General features: G+C 71.3%; 12 protein-coding genes. 2 read left to right on the top strand and 10 right to left on the bottom strand.

The genetic code is table 11. The features are described from left to right. Positions 1-17: 17 nt before the first annotated feature. Positions 18-1,076 carry an ABC transporter permease gene (locus FB471_RS29315; RefSeq protein ID WP_142002883.1) on the bottom strand — a complete coding sequence of 353 codons (1,059 nt, stop codon included), beginning with the start codon at positions 1,074-1,076 and terminating at the stop codon, positions 18-20. A gap of 188 nt (positions 1,077-1,264) precedes the next feature. On the opposite strand from FB471_RS29315, the gene FB471_RS29310 reads away from it, so the two are divergent. Continuing rightward, a complete protein-coding gene (locus FB471_RS29310; protein WP_142002881.1) occupies positions 1,265-2,089 on the top strand; it encodes an SDR family NAD(P)-dependent oxidoreductase in 825 nt (274 codons plus the stop codon). A gap of 81 nt (positions 2,090-2,170) precedes the next feature. Here FB471_RS29310 and FB471_RS29305 read toward each other — a convergent pair whose 3' ends face one another. From FB471_RS29305 to FB471_RS29265, 9 genes are all read right to left on the bottom strand, one after another. Beyond that, entirely contained in the window at positions 2,171-3,169 is a 999-nt protein-coding gene (locus FB471_RS29305; protein WP_142002879.1) for an AraC-like ligand-binding domain-containing protein, read from the bottom strand. Next, complete coding sequence (locus FB471_RS29300) at positions 3,166-4,677, bottom strand: GMC family oxidoreductase (RefSeq protein ID WP_142002878.1); 1,512 nt, start codon at positions 4,675-4,677, stop codon at positions 3,166-3,168. Before FB471_RS29300 ends, FB471_RS29305 begins: the two co-directional genes overlap by 4 nt. A gap of 2 nt (positions 4,678-4,679) precedes the next feature. Further along, positions 4,680-5,717, bottom strand: coding sequence for a 3,4-dihydroxyphenylacetate 2,3-dioxygenase (gene hpaD / locus FB471_RS29295; protein WP_142002876.1), 1,038 nt, complete (start codon positions 5,715-5,717; stop codon positions 4,680-4,682). An 83-nt stretch (positions 5,718-5,800) separates the two neighbouring features. After that, positions 5,801-7,288 (bottom strand): 5-carboxymethyl-2-hydroxymuconate semialdehyde dehydrogenase, encoded by a 1,488-nt coding sequence (hpaE, locus tag FB471_RS29290; RefSeq protein WP_142002874.1) that lies wholly within the window; start codon positions 7,286-7,288, stop codon positions 5,801-5,803. Continuing rightward, entirely contained in the window at positions 7,285-8,220 is a 936-nt protein-coding gene (gene dapA, locus FB471_RS29285; protein WP_142002872.1) for a 4-hydroxy-tetrahydrodipicolinate synthase, read from the bottom strand. The genes hpaE and dapA overlap by 4 nt, the downstream gene beginning before the upstream one ends. Next, positions 8,217-9,689, bottom strand: coding sequence for a fumarylacetoacetate hydrolase family protein (locus tag FB471_RS29280; protein ID WP_142002870.1), 1,473 nt, complete (start codon positions 9,687-9,689; stop codon positions 8,217-8,219). The genes dapA and FB471_RS29280 overlap by 4 nt, the downstream gene beginning before the upstream one ends. Beyond that, positions 9,686-10,465, bottom strand: a complete 780-nt coding sequence (locus FB471_RS29275; protein WP_142002868.1) for a MoaF C-terminal domain-containing protein — start codon at positions 10,463-10,465, stop codon at positions 9,686-9,688. Before FB471_RS29275 ends, FB471_RS29280 begins: the two co-directional genes overlap by 4 nt. Next, positions 10,462-12,396: a primary-amine oxidase gene (locus FB471_RS29270; RefSeq protein ID WP_142002866.1), complete on the bottom strand. Its 1,935-nt coding sequence runs from the start codon at positions 12,394-12,396 to the stop codon at positions 10,462-10,464. The genes FB471_RS29275 and FB471_RS29270 overlap by 4 nt, the downstream gene beginning before the upstream one ends. Further along, positions 12,393-13,847 (bottom strand): aldehyde dehydrogenase family protein, encoded by a 1,455-nt coding sequence (locus FB471_RS29265; protein ID WP_142002864.1) that lies wholly within the window; start codon positions 13,845-13,847, stop codon positions 12,393-12,395. Before FB471_RS29265 ends, FB471_RS29270 begins: the two co-directional genes overlap by 4 nt. 282 nt (positions 13,848-14,129) lie before the next feature. On the opposite strand from FB471_RS29265, the gene FB471_RS29260 reads away from it, so the two are divergent. Next, a complete protein-coding gene (locus tag FB471_RS29260) occupies positions 14,130-15,248 on the top strand; it encodes a class II histone deacetylase (protein WP_142002862.1) in 1,119 nt (372 codons plus the stop codon). Positions 15,249-15,253 lie beyond the last annotated feature (5 nt).

Genomic DNA, 15,253 nt, shown 5'->3' with positions numbered 1-15,253 from the left:
TTCCGCTGGACGGGGTTTCACAGGCCGAACTCGGTTCGGCGGGCGCGTCGCCTGCTGCGCAGCAGGCTGTCCACGGCCACTGCCAGCAGGACGACCATCCCGCTGGCGAACGAGCTCCAGTTGGCCGGAATGCTGAAGTAGACGAGGCCGCTGGCCACCACGCTGAGCAGCACGGCACCGAACACGGCCCCGGCGACCGTGGCGCTGCCGCCGCGCAGCGGGGTCCCGCCGATCACCGCGGCCGCGATGGCCTGCAACTCCAGCCCGGTGCCCACGTTCGGATCACCGGAGGTGAAGAACGCCAGCCCGAGCACGCCGGCAAGACCGGCGAGCCCACCCGCGAGCACCAGCACGGCCATCCGGGTGCGTGGGGCGGAGATGCCGGAGAAGGTGGCGGCCTCGGGGTTGGAACCGATGGCCCGCACCCGGTAACCGAACGGGGTCAGCCGCAGCACCACGGTGAGCACGGCGACGACCGCGATCACCACCCAGACCGCGAAGGGCAGCCCGAGCGCGGTGCCGCCGATGACGGTGAAGAACGAGCTCTCCAGCGGGAGGCCGGTGACCTGCTGCCCGTCGCTCAGGGCGAGCGCGAGCCCGCGGAAGACCTGCATCGTGGCCAGCGTCGCCACGATCGCCGGGATCGCGATGACCTGTACGATCAGCGCGTTCACCAGGCCCAGCGTGGCGCCGAGCGCGATCCCGGCCAGCGCGGCGAGCCACGGGTCCAGGCCTTCCCGCATCAGCAGGCCGCAGGCGATCAGCGAGAGCGCGAAGTTGGAGCCCACCGAGAGGTCGATCTCCCGCATGGACAGCAGGAAGGCCATGCCGGCCGCCAGCAGCGCCACGTACACCGCGCTCTGCAGCACATCGCGCAGCTGCCCGGGGTGGAAGAACCCCGGCTGCAGCATTCCGATCAGCAGTACCAGCACGATGAGCGCGGCCAGGACGCTGGCGGAGTCGGCCTGCAGCAGCCGCCGCGGCCAGCCGGGACCGCGCGGAGGGCGCCGGCCGCCGGACGTCTCGCCGGACTCTGCCGGGGCCGCGCTGCGCTCGCGCTCCAGCCGGTCGGTCATCCCGCCTCCTCGTACTGTGCGGCATCTGGGTGACCACAGCCTGCGGGGCATGGCGGCGGGTGACTTGTACCTGTGTGCACTCTCCTTGTCGGGCAGCTCACGATGCGGGCGGAGCCGGTCCGCCGGCGGCACCAGCGGGGATACCGTCTGGCCGTCCTGTATATCTCAACCGGAAAGGACGGCACAGCGTGGGTAGTTCCCCAGCCGACACGATCCCGCCCGAGAGGCTGGCCGGCAAGGTCGCCGTGATCACCGGTGCGGGCACCGGGATCGGCGCCGCCACCGCCCGCAGGTTTGCCGCCGAGGGCGCGGCCGTGGTGCTCACCGGCCGCCGCGAGGAACCCTTACACGCGGCGGCCGAAGGGCTGGGGGAGCGAGCCCTGTGCGTCCCGGCCGACGTGACCGACGCGGCCGCGGTGCGGGGGGTGCGGGACGCGGCACTGGATCGCTTCGGCGGGCTGGACATCGTGGTGGCCAACGCGGGCGGGCACGGTGTCGGCGCGGCGACCGATGTGGACGATGCGGCCTGGCAGCGGGGCCTGCAGGCCAACCTGAACAGCGCGTTCGTGACGGCTCGCGAGACGCTGCCGGAGCTGCGCAGCCGGCACGGTTGCATGGTGATGGTGTCCTCGATCGCCGGGCTCGCGGCCGCTCCCGAGATGTGCGGCTACGTGACCGCCAAGCATGCGCTGATCGGCCTCACTCGCTCCCTCGCCCGCGACTACGGCAAGGACGGGGTGCGGGTCAACGCGCTGTGCCCCGGCTGGGTACGTACCCCGATGGCGGACGCCGAGATGGACGAACTCGGGCGGCTGCACGGCATCGGGCGGCAGGAGGCCTACCGACTGGCCACCAAGGACACCCCGCTCGGCAGGCCGGCCGAACCGGAGGAGATCGCCTCGATCATCGCCTTTCTCGGCTCCGCCGATTCCGCGGTGATGACCGGTACCGTCCTGGTCGCCGACGCCGGAGCCGGTGCGGTCGACCTGCCCACCCTCGCCTTCACCCCCTAACCGGGGCCCTGAACGTGGCGTTCGAGACGTCAGATGTCTCAGATGTGCCGTTGGCGACGTTCAGCGTCCGGAAAGCCACGTTCAGGGCCCTCCGGTGGCGGAGAGGTGGATGTCGGGGCCACCCTCGCTGACGATGCGGTACTCCCGGGGAGGGAGGCCGTAGGCCGCCTTGAACAGGCGGCTGAAGTGCGCGGCGTCGATGAAGCCCCAGTGCGCGGCCACGCTGCTGACGGCGAGGTCGGACTGGTCGGGGTCGCGCAGGTCGCGGCGACAGTGCTCCAGCCTGCGTTCCCGGATCCACCGGGACACCGTGGTGTTCTCCCTGCGGAACAGCTTGTGCAGGTACCCGGTGGAGATGTGCATCGCCGCCGCCACCGTGCCCGGAGTGAGGTCGGTGTCCTCGAGATGGGCCTCGATGAACGACTTCGCGCGCAGGACGAGCGAGCGGTGCCCCGGCGGGCGCCGCCGGGTGCTGTCCTCGCCGAGTTGCCCCGCGAAGACCGTGGTCACCATGTCGACCACGTTGTCGGCGAGGCGCAGGGCCTGAGCCGCGTCGATCTCGTCCATTCTGGACACCAGGTTCAGCAGCAGCGGGCCGAGCAGGGCACCGACGCTGTGCCGCCCGGACACCCTGCTCGCGGTGACCCGCTCCAACTGCTCGGCCGGCAGGTGCAGGTTCCGGCGGGGGAACATCAGGGTCAGCATCTGGCAGGTGTCCTCGAACACCACGGTGTAGGGCCGGGAGGTGTCGTAGATCGCCAGGTCGCCCGGGGTGAGCGAGGCCTCCCGCCCGTCCTGCTGCACCAGGCAGTAGCCGCGCACCGGCATGCTCAGCTTGTAGTGCGGTGGCAGGTCGTCGTACTTGCCGATGAGCCTGCTCGGCCGGTGCGCCTGGTGCGCGTCCGCGGTGACCTCGCCGACGCGGAGCTCCCCGAACACCTGCCCGGCGATCTGGCCGCGGAAGACATCGGCGTCGTCGAGTCTCATCTCCAGTGGCACGTAGGCCTCCGAGGCCGCGGCCCGCCACAACTCGGTGCGTTCGCGGGCGGGGACATCGCTGGTACGAACGAGGATCGTCATGGAACCTCCAAGGCAGCGGTCGTGGTACCGGTCCGTTCGAGCGCCGCTCCGGTCAACAGATCGGCCGCCTTCTCGGCGATCATGACGGCGGGCGCGTTGGTGTTCCCCGTGGTGATGGTCGGCATGATCGAGGCGTCGGCGATCCGCAGACCGTCCACTCCGTACACCCGCAGCTCCGGATCGACGACGGCGTCCTCGCCGACGCCCATCCGGCAGGTGCCCGCCTGGTGGTGATAGGTGAGCACGCTGCGCCGGATGTAGGCGGGAAGATTTCCGGTCGCCGGGCCCGGGTAGCGCTCGACGGCACCCCAGGCGCGCAGGGCGGGCGCGTTGCCGATCTCCTGGCACAGCTCGACAGCCGCGGCCAGTGCGGTCACGTCGGAGTACGCGGACAACACCCGCGGGTCGATGCGCGGCCGATCGCCCGCCACGGTCAGCTCGCCCCGGCTCGCCGGGCGGACCAGGCCCGCCATCAGGGAGAATCCGTTGGCGGGCCCGGACATCCACGGTTCGTACAGCGGGACGCTGAAATGCAGCGGTTGCAGGTCGGGCACGGCGAGGCCCGGCCTGCTGCGCCAGAACAGCTGGGTCTGCGTATGCGGAAGCCCGGGGGTGTGCGCGATCTCCTGCTCGGCGGAGAACACCACCGGCACCAGCCAGTGGTCCTGCAGGTTGCGGCCCACGCCCGGCAGGTCGACCAGTGGCTCCACCCTGGCCCCGCGCAGCCGGGCGCCGGGACCGATCCCGGAACGCAGCAGCAGCGCGGGCGAGCCGATCGCGCCGGCCGTGAGGATCACCTCCCGCTCCGCGTACGCGGTCAGCGCGCGCCCGCCGTGCCGCAGCCGCACCCCGGCGGATCGCCCTTCGCGCACCACCAGCCGGTCCACCTGCGCCCCGGTGAGCACGGTCAGCCGGGGATCGCCGAACACCGGGGCCAGGTACGCGCCGGCCGTGGTGCACCGCCGCCCACCCGCGATGGTCAGGGTCATCGGGCCGACGCCGTCCTGCTCGCCGTCGTTGCAGTCGGCGTTGAACGGGATGCCGACCTGCTCCGCGGCCGCCATGATCGCCTGCTGCACCGGGTCCGGCTCGAAGCCGGTGAGCAACTCCAGTGGCCCCGCCTCGATCCGCTCGAACAGCGGCCGGACGTCCCGCCACGCCCACCCGGCGTTGCCGAGGTAGGCCCAGTGGTCGTAGTCGGCCGGGTTACCGCGGACCCAGATCATCGCGTTCAGCGCGTGCGAGCCGCCGAGCACCCGCCCCCGTGGCAGGTGCAGGCGACGGCCGGCCGCGCCGCGCTGCGGCACGGTCTGGTAACCCCAGTCCTGGGCGGAGTGCCACAGCTCGTGCATCCGCAGCGGATCCTGGATGGCCGGATTGGTGTCCATCCCGCCCGCCTCGAGGACCAGCACGTTCGCCCCGCTGTCGACAAGGCGCCGGGCCAGCACGCAGCCGGCGGAACCCGCACCGATGACCACGTAGTCGGCGTGGTACTCCCCGCTGCGCATGATCAGGCCTGGTTACCGAGCTTGAACCCGTTCGCACCGTCGGCGGTGCCGAAACCGTCGGCGCCGACGGTGACCGTGGCCTCGCGCACCGCCGGCTGCCGCGTCGGCACCGGGCCGCCGTCGAGATCGAGCACCGTGGACGCCTCGGCGTACCAGGACGGCACCACCTCGTGCCCCCAGAACGAGCGGCGCCGGTTGTCCCGCACGTCCCAGCGCACGGTCGGGTTGTCCGGGTCACCGGTGTAGTAGTCGCTGGTGTAGATCTCGATCCGGTGCCCGTCCGGGTCGCGCAGGTACAGGTAGAAGGCGTTGGAGACCCCGTGCCGCCCGGGGCCGCGCTCGATCATCGCCTCCCTGCCCAGCGCGCCGAGCAGGTCGCAGGTGTGCAGGATCTGCGCGCGCTCCCTGGTGGCGAACGCGATGTGGTGCAGCCGCGGCCCCTCACCCGCGGTCAGCGCGATGTCGTGCACCGTCTGCTTGCGGTACAGCCAGGCCGCGTACAGGTTGTCCTCGGTGTCCTCGATCGTCTCCGAGACCCCGAAGCCGAGCCCGGTGTAGTACTCGTGACCCGCTCGCACATCCGGTACCACCACGTTGAAGTGGTCCAGCCTGGCCAGCGCGTTCCCGGGATGAAGGTCGTAGCGCTGGGTGAACCGGGGCGTGTGCTCGGCCGCGTAGAACAACTCCACGGGGAATCCGAGCGGATCGCTCAGCCGCACCGCCTCGCCGATCCCCAGGGTGTCCCCGGCGGGGACCGCACGCACCGGAACGCCCAGTTCGGCGTAGTAGCGTCGGGCCACCTCCAGCTCACCCGGCCTGCGGACGCGGTAGGCGAGCTTGCGCAGCGCTGGTTCCGCGCCCTCCCGCAACACCAGGCTGTGGTGCAGGTACTCCTCGAAGGCCCGCAGGTACAGCACGCCGGGCCGCTCGGCGGTGATCACCAGCCCGAGAACGTCCACATAGAACCAGCGGGCGGCCGCCAGGTCGGTGACGATCAACTCGGCGTAGGCCGATCGGATCAGGTCGGGGGGAGTGGGCATGACGAACCTCTCTTACCAAGGAGACCGGAGGTGGGCCGACTCGACGGAGCGACCGCAGGTCGGATTGGTATCTACCGGGACAGTCACCGGGCACCGAAACGCGGGGTGTGCACCTCGCCGAGGGACACGTGCACCACGTGTTCCGGCGCGTAGAAGTCGATGCTGCGCCAACCGCCCTCGTGGCCGACGCCGCTGCTCTTCACCCCGCCGAACGGGGTACGCAGGTCGCGGATGTTGTGCGAGTTCAGCCAGACCATGCCCGCCTCGATCGCCCCGGCGACGCGATGTCCCCTGCGCAGGTCGCTGGTCCACACGTACCCGGCCAGGCCGTAGCTGACGTCGTTGGCCAGCCGGATCGCCTCCTCCTCGGTGTCGAACGGGGTCAGCCCGACCACTGGCCCGAAGATCTCCTCGTTGAAGATCCGGGCGTCCGGCCCGACATCGCCGAACACGGTCGGCGTGAGGTAGTTCCCGGTCGCGAGGTGCTCCGGCCGTGCGCCACCGGCCAGCAGGGTGGCTTCCCGCTTGCCGAGTTCCACATAGCCGAGGACCCGTTCGTAGTGCTCGGGATGCACCAGCGCACCCACCTCGGTGGCCGGATCATGCGGTGGGCCGACGACGACCCGGCTCGCGCGTTCGGCGAACCGGGCCGCGAACTCCGCGTACCGTTCCCGCTGGACCAGCACCCTGGAACCCGCGGTGCAGCGTTCCCCGTTCAGCGAGAACACGCCGAACACCGCGGAGTCCAGCGCGGCGTCCAGGTCCGCGTCCGCGAACACCACCACCGGCGACTTCCCGCCCAGCTCCATGGAAAGACCCTTGAGGTGCTCGGCGGCCCTGCGCATGATCGTCTTGCCGGTGGTCGTCTCCCCGGTGAACGAGATCAGCGGCACGTCCGGGTGGTCGACCAGCGCCTGCCCCGCCTCCTCGCCGATCCCGTTGACCAGGTTGAACACCCCGTCCGGCAGGCCGGCCTCGGCGAAGATGTCCGACCACAGGCTCGCCGAGAGCGGGGTGAACTCGGCGGGTTTGAGTACCACGGTGCAGCCGGCGGCCAGCGCGGGCGCCAGCTTCCAGCTCTCCAGCATGAACGGGGTGTTCCACGGCGTGATCAGCCCGGCCACCCCGGCCGGCTTGCGCAGCACGTAGTTGAGCTGCGTGCCCGGTACCGAGTAGGCCTCCTCGTGCAGGCCGACGATCAGGTCGCCGAAGAACCGGAAGTTCTCCGCCGCGCGGCGGGCCTGTCCGCGCGCCTGGGTGATCGGCAGCCCGCTGTCGAAGGACTCCAGTTCCGCCAGCCGTTCCTCGCGAGCCTCGACGGCCTCGCCGATGCGGTACAGGATCCGCGCGCGGTCCCGCGCGGCCATCCCGGGCCATGGCCCCTCGGTGAAGGCCGCGCGGGCGGCCCGGACCGCCTTGTCGACATCCTCGGACCGCCCGGCCGCCGCGGTGGTGTAGACGGTGTTCGAAGCCGGTTCCAGCACCTCGAACTCGGCGCCGGACACGCTCTCGGTCAGCTCGCCGCCGATCAGGTGCGGCAGCCGCTTCGGAAGGTTTCGCGGGCTACTCATGACGGGACTCCCTCGACGGGGGTGAGAAGGTCTTCGTTGCCGGACAGCAACTGCTCGATCCGCGCCTGCCCCGCGGCGGTCGGGGTGATCAGCGGCGGGCGGACGTGCGCGGCGGAGATCAGCCCGCGCTTGGCCAGTACCCACTTCGCCGGCGCCGGGTTCGTCTCGGTGAACAGCACGTCCACCAGCGGGTGCAGCCGGTAGTGCAGCCGCCGGGCCCGGTCGAGGTCTCCCTCGGTCCAGGCCTGGTACATCTCGGCGACCGCGGCCGGCGCCAGGTTGGCCACGGCGCTGACGAAGCCGACCCCGCCCAGCGCGAGCAGCGGCAGGCACAGCAGCTCGATCCCGGACCACACCAGCAGTTCCGGGCCGGTCTCGTGCAGCACCCTGGAGAAGTGCTCGAAGTCCTTGGTGGTCTCCTTGATCCCGACCAGGTTGTCGAACTCGCGGAACAGCCTGCCGACCGTCTCCGGAGCGATGTCCACGGCCGTGCGCATCGGCACGTTGTAGATCACCAGCGGAAGGTCGGGGAACTCCCTGGCCACCGTGGCATACCACTGGTACAGCGCCTCCTGGGTGGGGCGGGCGTAGTAGGGCGTGATGATCAGCGCCGCGTCCGCGCCCGCCTGCATGGCCACGGAGGTGAGTTCCAGTGTCTCGTCGAGTTTGGCGGAACCGGTTCCGGGCAGGAAGGGGACCCGGTCGCCGACCTCCTCGGCCGCCGCGCGGATTGCCGTGGCCCGCTCGGCCACGCTCTGCGCGCCGGGCTCCCCGGTGGAGCCGCCCAGCGAGACGCCGTGCGAGCCGCTGGCGAGCTGCCAGCGGACCAGCCCGCGCAGCCCGGCCTCGTCCAGCGCGCCGTCCGCGGTGAACGGGGTGACCACCGGAGCGATGGAGCCGGTGATCCGGCTCGGATCGGCACGAAATCTCATTGACTGTCCTTTCCGGAGTCTGTTTGATCGGCGGTGCGGGACGCTCGCCAGGACCGGTAGGCCTCCAGCCACCGGCCCTCCAGCGGGTACAGGCCGTTGATCTGCTTGCCGGTCCTGACCTGCTCGGTGATGAACTCCTCCCGCAGCTCCTGCTCCGCCGCGTCCGCGAGCACCTCCTCGGCCAGCGCGGGCGGGATCACCAGCACCCCGTCGTCATCTCCGACCACGAGGTCGCCGGGAAGGACGGCCGCGCCGCCGCAACCCACGGCCACGTCGATCTCCCACGGGACGTGCTTGCGGCCCAGCACGCTGGGATGTTGCCCGCCGTGGAACACCGGCAGTTCCAGCTCGGCCACCACGGCGGCGTCCCGCAGCCCGCCGTCGGTCACCACCGCCGCGGCGCCGCGCAGCTGGGCGCGCAGCGCAAGGATGTCCCCGATCGTCCCGGCATTCCGCTCGCCGCGCGCCTCCATCACCAGCACCTCGCCCGGCCGCACCGACTCGACTGCCCGCTTCTGCGCGTTGAAGCCGGTGCCGTGCTCGGTGAACAGGTCCTCCCGCAGCGGCAGGTAGCGCAGGGTGCGCGCCCTGCCGGCGAAGCGCGATCCGGGTCGCGCGGGCCGCACCCCGTCGATGGCGGCGTTGTCAAGGCCACGCTTGCGCAGCTGCGCGGCGAGGGTGGCGACCGCGACCGTGGTGAGCCGCTCCGCGATGTCATCCACTGTGGACTCGGATGTGCCGTACGCCTCGGCACGCAGTCCGGGATCGCTCACCGGCGCCGCGCCCGGACCGCCGAGCGCGGGACCCTCCACCACGGTGGTGCGCAGCCTGCCGGTGCGCGCAGGGCGCTCCGGATCCGTGCTGTCCACCTCGACCTCGATCGCCTCACCGGGGGTGGCGACCGAGGCTCCCGCCGGGGTCCCGGTCAGGATCACGTCTCCGGGTTCCAGTGTGGACATCCGGGAGAGATCGGCGATCAGGTCGGCGAAGCTGAAGAGCAGCGTGTCGGTCGTCCCGGACTGCACCAGCTCGCCGCCCAGCCAGGTGCGTACCCGCAGCGCGGCCGGGTCGACCCGGTCCGCCGGCAGGAAGTCCGGGCCCAGCGGGGTGAACCCGTCCCCGCTCTTGGCCCGCAGGTTGGACCCGCGGTCGGCGTGTCGCAGCTCGTACAGCCCCAGGTCGTTGGCTGCGGTCACCCAGCCGACGTGGGACCAGGCCTCCGCCGGGTCGATCCGCCGCCCCCGCTTGCCGATCACCAGCGCGATCTCGCCCTCGAAGGCCAGCAGCTCGGTTCCCGCGGGGCGGGAGACCTCGCCGCAGTGCCCGGCCAGCGAGGAGGTGGCCTTGAGGAAGTAGGACCCGTTCCGGGGGGTGCGGCCACGCTGGGCCGCGCGGCACGGGTAGTTCAGGTGTACCGCGATGATCTTGCCGGGCCGCAGGCCGAGCGCCGCACTCACCGGATCACTCATGCGCGCAGCTCCGGGTACACCGTGTTGCTGAGCAACCGGCCGTGCGCGCCGAAGGTGAAGTGGGTGGTGCTGGTGCCGTCCTCGGCGAGGCCGAACAGCGCGCCGTGCGAGCGCATCAACCGGTGGTCGGCCACCGTGACCGCGGCACAGGGGACCACCTTCTCCCGCCAGGCGAACAGGTAGATCCCCGGCCGGATCCGGTAGTAGGCGCAGGCGTCGGTATCGGCGATGCCCTGCTCAGGGCCGGAGTGGCAGAGGAAGGTGTACCAGTGTTCGGTCAGGTAGATGTGTTCGTAGTGGTGCTGCGGGCTGTAGGACCACAACACGCGCCGGCCCAGCAGGTCGGTACTGGGGCGCGGCGGTTCGCCGCTCACCGGTACACCCTCGATCACCCCGGTGTGGAACTCCTGGGTCACCACGGTCGGCCGCTGCCACGCCTGGCCGATCCGGCTCTGCACGGCCAGCGTCCGCCCGTGCCGTAGGTCCAGTACCAGCGAGACGGCCTCACCCTGGTCGTGCTCGTGCTGGAACTGCGCGTAGTACAGCTCCTCGTCCACCTCGACCAGGTGGTAGGCGTCGTCCCCGCGTTCCTCGCCGAGCTCCCACCGGGTCCGCTCCGCGGTGAACCCGTGCCAGATCCGGGCTCCGGAGTCCATCCGCAGCACCAGTTCCCTGCCGGCGAGCGCGGTGCTGTGCGCGGCCCGGTTGGCTTCGAAGCCGGGCTGCAGGCCGTCCAGCGGGAGCCAGCCCTCGGTGTCTTCCAGCGTGCTGCTCATGAATCCTCCTTGGCGGATGGGTGGCACCCCGGTGCCGGTAGGTCCAGTGCGGGGTTGCGGTCGCAGAAGCCCACCGGCTTGAGCGTGAAGCCGCAGGTGTCCACCGGCATCACCGGCCAGTCCTCCGGCCGGGGCACGTGGGTGGGGCCGAACACGTGCCACAGCACCAGATCGGTTCCGGTGAGGTCCCGGTCCGCGGCGGTCCACGCCGGCAGGCCGGCCCCACCCGCGTGCTGGTTCGGGTAGTCCCCGGCGGGGAACCGCTCGTCCTCGGAATACCGGGTGACCCACAGGTGCCTGGTGGCGAAGGTGGCGCGCTGGTGCACGGCCGCCTCCGGCCGGGCCAGCAGGGTGGGGCCGGGCCGGGGCACCAGCTGGTAACCCCGTGGTCTGCCGAGCTCGCCGCGGCTGTCCGGACTGAACACCCGCCACACCCGGCCCGCCGCCGGGTCCGCGGGCCTGGCGGCCTCCGACTCCCGGCGCAGCGGGGTGGTCCGGGTGGTGAAGGCATTGCCGTACGGGTTGTCCGGCCCGACCGGCACACCCAGCACGTCGATCTCCTCGACCGAGTTGCGCTGCCCGGCCACCTCCATGTCCAGCCGGGCGCAGAACAGGTGCTGGTGCACCGGCGCCATCAGCCCGGGGGCGATCTCGGTGGCGTACGGGCTTTCCGTACCGGGGTGCGCGGCCCCGCAGAACACGACCCCGGTGGCCTTGACCTCCAGCTCGATCCGGCCGTCCAGGTAGAAGTACCAGTAGAAGCCGTAGTCGTAGTTCCCGATGGTGGTGAAGAAGGAGATCACCAGCCGCCGGGAGCGGCGGGTCTCCACCGCGCCGGTGAGGACGTTGGTGTGCTTCCACAGGATCCCGTGATCCTCCTCGTGCAGGCAGATGGCCTGCGGGATGACCACCGGCTCGCCGTGGTCCCCGGCGACAACGGCGTCCAGGTAGTGGATCACGCCGAGGCAGTCGCAGCCGAGCTTCAGCGAGTTCGCGTTCTTGCCGAGCAGGTACTCGCCGGCGTCGAAGTAGCTGATCCACCGGCGCCACGGCGCCGGATCGCCGTAGGGGACCACCATCTCGGCGATCGAGGCGCGGTAGAGCACCGGCCGCGGTTCCCCGTCCTCGGTGAAGGAGACCTGGTGCAGGGTGAGGCCCTCGCGCGGGTTGAACCCGACCCGCAACCGCCAGCTCTCCCACTCCACCTCGCTGCCGCGTACCCGGAAGCTGGGGCCCTCGGGCTGGCTGATCTCCAGCGGCTTCAGGCTGGTCCGCGCGGGCCCGACCGAAGCCGGGTCGAAGTTGCCGTGCCGGTAGGGGACCGGGACCTCCCCGGCGTCGTCGAGTTCGATCACCTCGCCCGCGATCAGGTCGACGGTGGCCAGCAGCCCTTCCACCGGGTGCGCCCACGGGCTGTCCTCGGTGTGCTCGCGCAGGAAGGTGAGCCCGCGCAGCAGCCGCCGCCCGCGCTCGTCCGGCCGGTCGAAGAACCCGGGAGCCAGTGGCGCGACGAAGGCGTGCGTGGTGTCGGTGATGCCGCGCCGGGCCATCGCCTGCTGCCAGCGCGGATCGGCCTTGACCAGGTCGGCGCAGCGATCGTACTCCTCGATCAGGACCGCCGGTTGCCCGTAGGGCCGGTGCTCGACGTCCAGCTCGCGGTGGGACAGCAGCGTCCCGGCGATCAGGTCGATCGTCGCCTCGGCACAACCGCCGGTGCGCACGTCCAGCAGCACCGCCTGCGCCCGCCTGGTGCACGGTTGCCCCGGCCGGTGCGCGCGCACCTCGGCTTTCGGTGGTTCCAGCGGCAGCACCGAGGCGTACCGGGTGCTCTCGCCGCAGCGGCCGGCCTCGGTGAGCACGGTGCGCACGCGGTCGATCTCGGCCGCGGTCAGCGGGTCGAGCGGGTGGAGAGTGCTCGTGGTCGCGGTCATGCACCACCTCCGCCGTGATGTACGAAGACCCCTTTGACCTCGGTGTAGGCGTCCAGCGCGTAGCGCCCCATCTCCCGGCCCCATCCGCTGGCCTTGAAGCCGCCCCAAGGCGCGGCCGGGTCCGGGACGGGTGGCATGTTCACGAAGACCGAGCCGGCCCGGATGTCCGCGGCGAGCCGGTGCGCGGTGGAGAGGTCGTTGGTCCATACCGCCGCGGCCAGCCCGTACTCGGTGCCGTTGGCCCGTTCGGCGAGCGCGGCCAGCTCGTCCTCCCCGTCGTAGGTGAGCACCGGCAGCACCGGGCCGAAGATCTCGGTGGAGGCGATGACCATCGAGTCGGTGACCCCGGCGAACACCGTGGGACGGTAGAAGTAGCCGCGCTCGCCAGCGCGATCGCCGCCGCTGACCAGTTCCGCGCCCTCGCCGACCCCGGCGTTGACCAGGTTCTCTACTTTGGACAGATGTTCCGCGGACACCAGCGGACCGACCTGCGTCTCACCATCGGCTCCGTTGCCGATCCGCAGCCGGTCGCCGCCCGCGGCCAGCTTGCTGATGAACTCGTCGGCCCTGGACCGGTCCACGTAGAAGCGGGAGTAGGCGGCGCACACCTGACCACTGTTGAGCAGGGCGCCCTGCAGGTTGCCCTCCACCACGGCGTCCACATCGGCGTCGCGCGCGATGATGCTCGGGGTCTTCCCGCCCAACTCGAGGGTGACCCGCTTCAGGTTGCCCGCGCTCGCGGCGACGATGGAGCGCCCGACCTCGGTCGAGCCGGTGAAGGAGACCTTGTCGACCCCCTGGTGCTCGACCAGCGCCCGCCCGACGGTGCCATCCCCGGTCAGCAGGTTGACCACCCCGGAAGGGAACCCGGCCTCCTCGGCCAGCTCCACCAGGCGGACAGTGCTCAGCGGGGTCTGCTCCGCCGGCTTGAGGATCACGGTGTTCCCGGTGGCCAGCGCCGGTGCGAGCTTCCAGACGGCGATCATCAGCGGGAAGTTCCACGGGGTGATCAGCGCGCAGACCCCGACCGGCTCGCGGCGGGTGTAGTGCAGGGTGTCCGGGTAGCCGATCGGGGTGACCGCGCCCTCCAGTTTGGTCACCCAGCCCGCGTAGTAGCGCAGGTGCTCGACGGCGCCGGTGACGCTGACGTTCCTGGCGACATCCAGTGGCTGACCCTGGTCCCTGGTCTCCAGCGCGGCGAGTTCGGCGCCGTGTCGCGCTATGAGGTCGGCGAGCCGGAACAGCAGCCCGGCCCGGTCCGCGGGGGCGAGCCCGCGCCAGCCGGGCGCGTACATCGCGCGCCGCGCGGCGTCGACCGCGGCGTCCACCTCGGGGCTGCCAGCCATCGACACCTCCTCGATCGGCTCCTCGGTCGCGGGATCGAGGGTGCGGAACGTGGTCCCGCCCTCGGGCTCAACCCAGCGGCCGTCGATGTACAGCGAGCGGGCCATCGCGTGCTCCTTTGGTGAACCGTCAACCTGTCAGGTCGCCCCAGGGCGTTCTGCACAATCCAGTCGACGGGGCCGTCCGGAGCTTGTGCACAACGCTCTGACAAGACTCACGCAGTATCTGCAGCGGTGACCATGCCGGTCTTGCCTGTGAAGTATCGGCAGTTGACTGTGCGGCAACCAAGCCGTGCGGACGGGTTCACCACGAATTTCGGTATTTTCACGGACCGCCCCGCCGGCGTCGGTGGCGAAGGATTTCCGGTCAACCAGACACCGGAGGTACGCATGACGACCGGCTACCTGTACCACGAGATGTTCGGCTGGTACGACCCGGGAAGCGCGGCGGGCCTGTTCCCGCCGGACCCGCGCCAGGGCGTGCAGCCGTTGTGGCATTTCGAGCATCCGGACACCAAACGCCGCATTCACGAGCTGGTAGTGGTTTCCGGGTTGATCGAGGAGTTGGTACGACTCTCACCGCGGCAGGCCACCGTGCGCGAGATCGAGCGGGTGCACGAGCGGGAACACATCGACCGCGTCCGTGCCGACAGCGACCGGGCAGGCGGGGACGCGGGCGACGGGATCTCGCCGTTCGGGCGTGGTGGGTACGAGATCGCCGCGCTGGCCGCCGGCGCGGTCCTGGAGGGGGTCGACGCGGTGTTCGACGGCCGGGTGGACAACGCCTACGCGCTGGTCCGGCCGCCGGGGCATCACGCGCTTCCCGGCAGCGGCATGGGCTTCTGCGTGTTCAACAACATCGCGATCGCGGCCCGGCACGCGCAGCGGGTGCACGGGGTGCGCCGGATCGCGGTGCTGGACTGGGATGTGCACCACGGCAACGGAACCCAGGCGGTGTTCTACGAGGACCCGGACGTGCTGGCGATCTCGATGCACCAGGACAACGTCTTCCCGCTGGACTCGGGTGGGGTCGACGAGACGGGAGCCGGTGCCGGCGAGGGCAGCACGGTGAATCTCCCGTTGCCGCCCGGAACGGGAGACGGCGGATACGAGTACGCGATGCGCACCGTCTGCCTGCCCGCGATCCGCCGTTTCCAGCCGGAACTGCTGCTGGTCGCCTGCGGTTTCGACGCGGGCGCGATGGACCCGCTCGGCAGGCAGATGGTGACCTCGGACGGGTTCCGGACGCTGACCGAGCTGGCGATGCGGGTGGCGGGCGAGGTGTGCGAAGGGCGGCTGGTGCTGTCGCACGAGGGCGGATACAACCCGGCGTACGTCCCGTTCTCCGGGCTGGCGGTGCTGGAGACCCTGAGCGGGAAGCGGACCGTGCCGGACCCGTTCCTGCCGCTGGTGAGCGCGATGGCGCGGCAGGACCTGCAACCAGCCCAGCGGGCGGCGGTGGACGGGGTGGCCTCGGCCGCGGAGCTCGGCGAGCCGGTGCGGGGGTGAGCGGG

It is taken from the genome of Amycolatopsis cihanbeyliensis (assembly GCF_006715045.1).
Taxonomy (GTDB): domain Bacteria; phylum Actinomycetota; class Actinomycetes; order Mycobacteriales; family Pseudonocardiaceae; genus Amycolatopsis; species Amycolatopsis cihanbeyliensis.
Note: the sequence above shows the minus strand (reverse complement) of the source record. Positions and strands in the feature narration are given on the sequence as shown.

What these genes read in the sequence shown, in the direction of transcription:
- FB471_RS29300 (WP_142002878.1), bottom strand. Translation starts at nt 4,677, where the DNA reads ATGCGCAGCGGGGAGTACCACGCCGACTACGTGGTCATCGGTGCGGGT.
- FB471_RS29270 (WP_142002866.1), bottom strand. Translation starts at nt 12,396, where the DNA reads ATGACCGCGACCACGAGCACTCTCCACCCGCTCGACCCGCTGACCGCG.
- FB471_RS29315 (WP_142002883.1), bottom strand. Translation starts at nt 1,076, where the DNA reads ATGACCGACCGGCTGGAGCGCGAGCGCAGCGCGGCCCCGGCAGAGTCC.
- dapA (WP_142002872.1), bottom strand. Translation starts at nt 8,220, where the DNA reads ATGAGATTTCGTGCCGATCCGAGCCGGATCACCGGCTCCATCGCTCCG.
- FB471_RS29265 (WP_142002864.1), bottom strand. Translation starts at nt 13,847, where the DNA reads ATGGCCCGCTCGCTGTACATCGACGGCCGCTGGGTTGAGCCCGAGGGC.
- FB471_RS29280 (WP_142002870.1), bottom strand. Translation starts at nt 9,689, where the DNA reads ATGAGTGATCCGGTGAGTGCGGCGCTCGGCCTGCGGCCCGGCAAGATC.
- hpaD (WP_142002876.1), bottom strand. Translation starts at nt 5,717, where the DNA reads ATGCCCACTCCCCCCGACCTGATCCGATCGGCCTACGCCGAGTTGATC.
- FB471_RS29275 (WP_142002868.1), bottom strand. Translation starts at nt 10,465, where the DNA reads ATGAGCAGCACGCTGGAAGACACCGAGGGCTGGCTCCCGCTGGACGGC.
- hpaE (WP_142002874.1), bottom strand. Translation starts at nt 7,288, where the DNA reads ATGAGTAGCCCGCGAAACCTTCCGAAGCGGCTGCCGCACCTGATCGGC.
- FB471_RS29260 (WP_142002862.1), top strand. Translation starts at nt 14,130, where the DNA reads ATGACGACCGGCTACCTGTACCACGAGATGTTCGGCTGGTACGACCCG.
- FB471_RS29305 (WP_142002879.1), bottom strand. Translation starts at nt 3,169, where the DNA reads ATGACGATCCTCGTTCGTACCAGCGATGTCCCCGCCCGCGAACGCACC.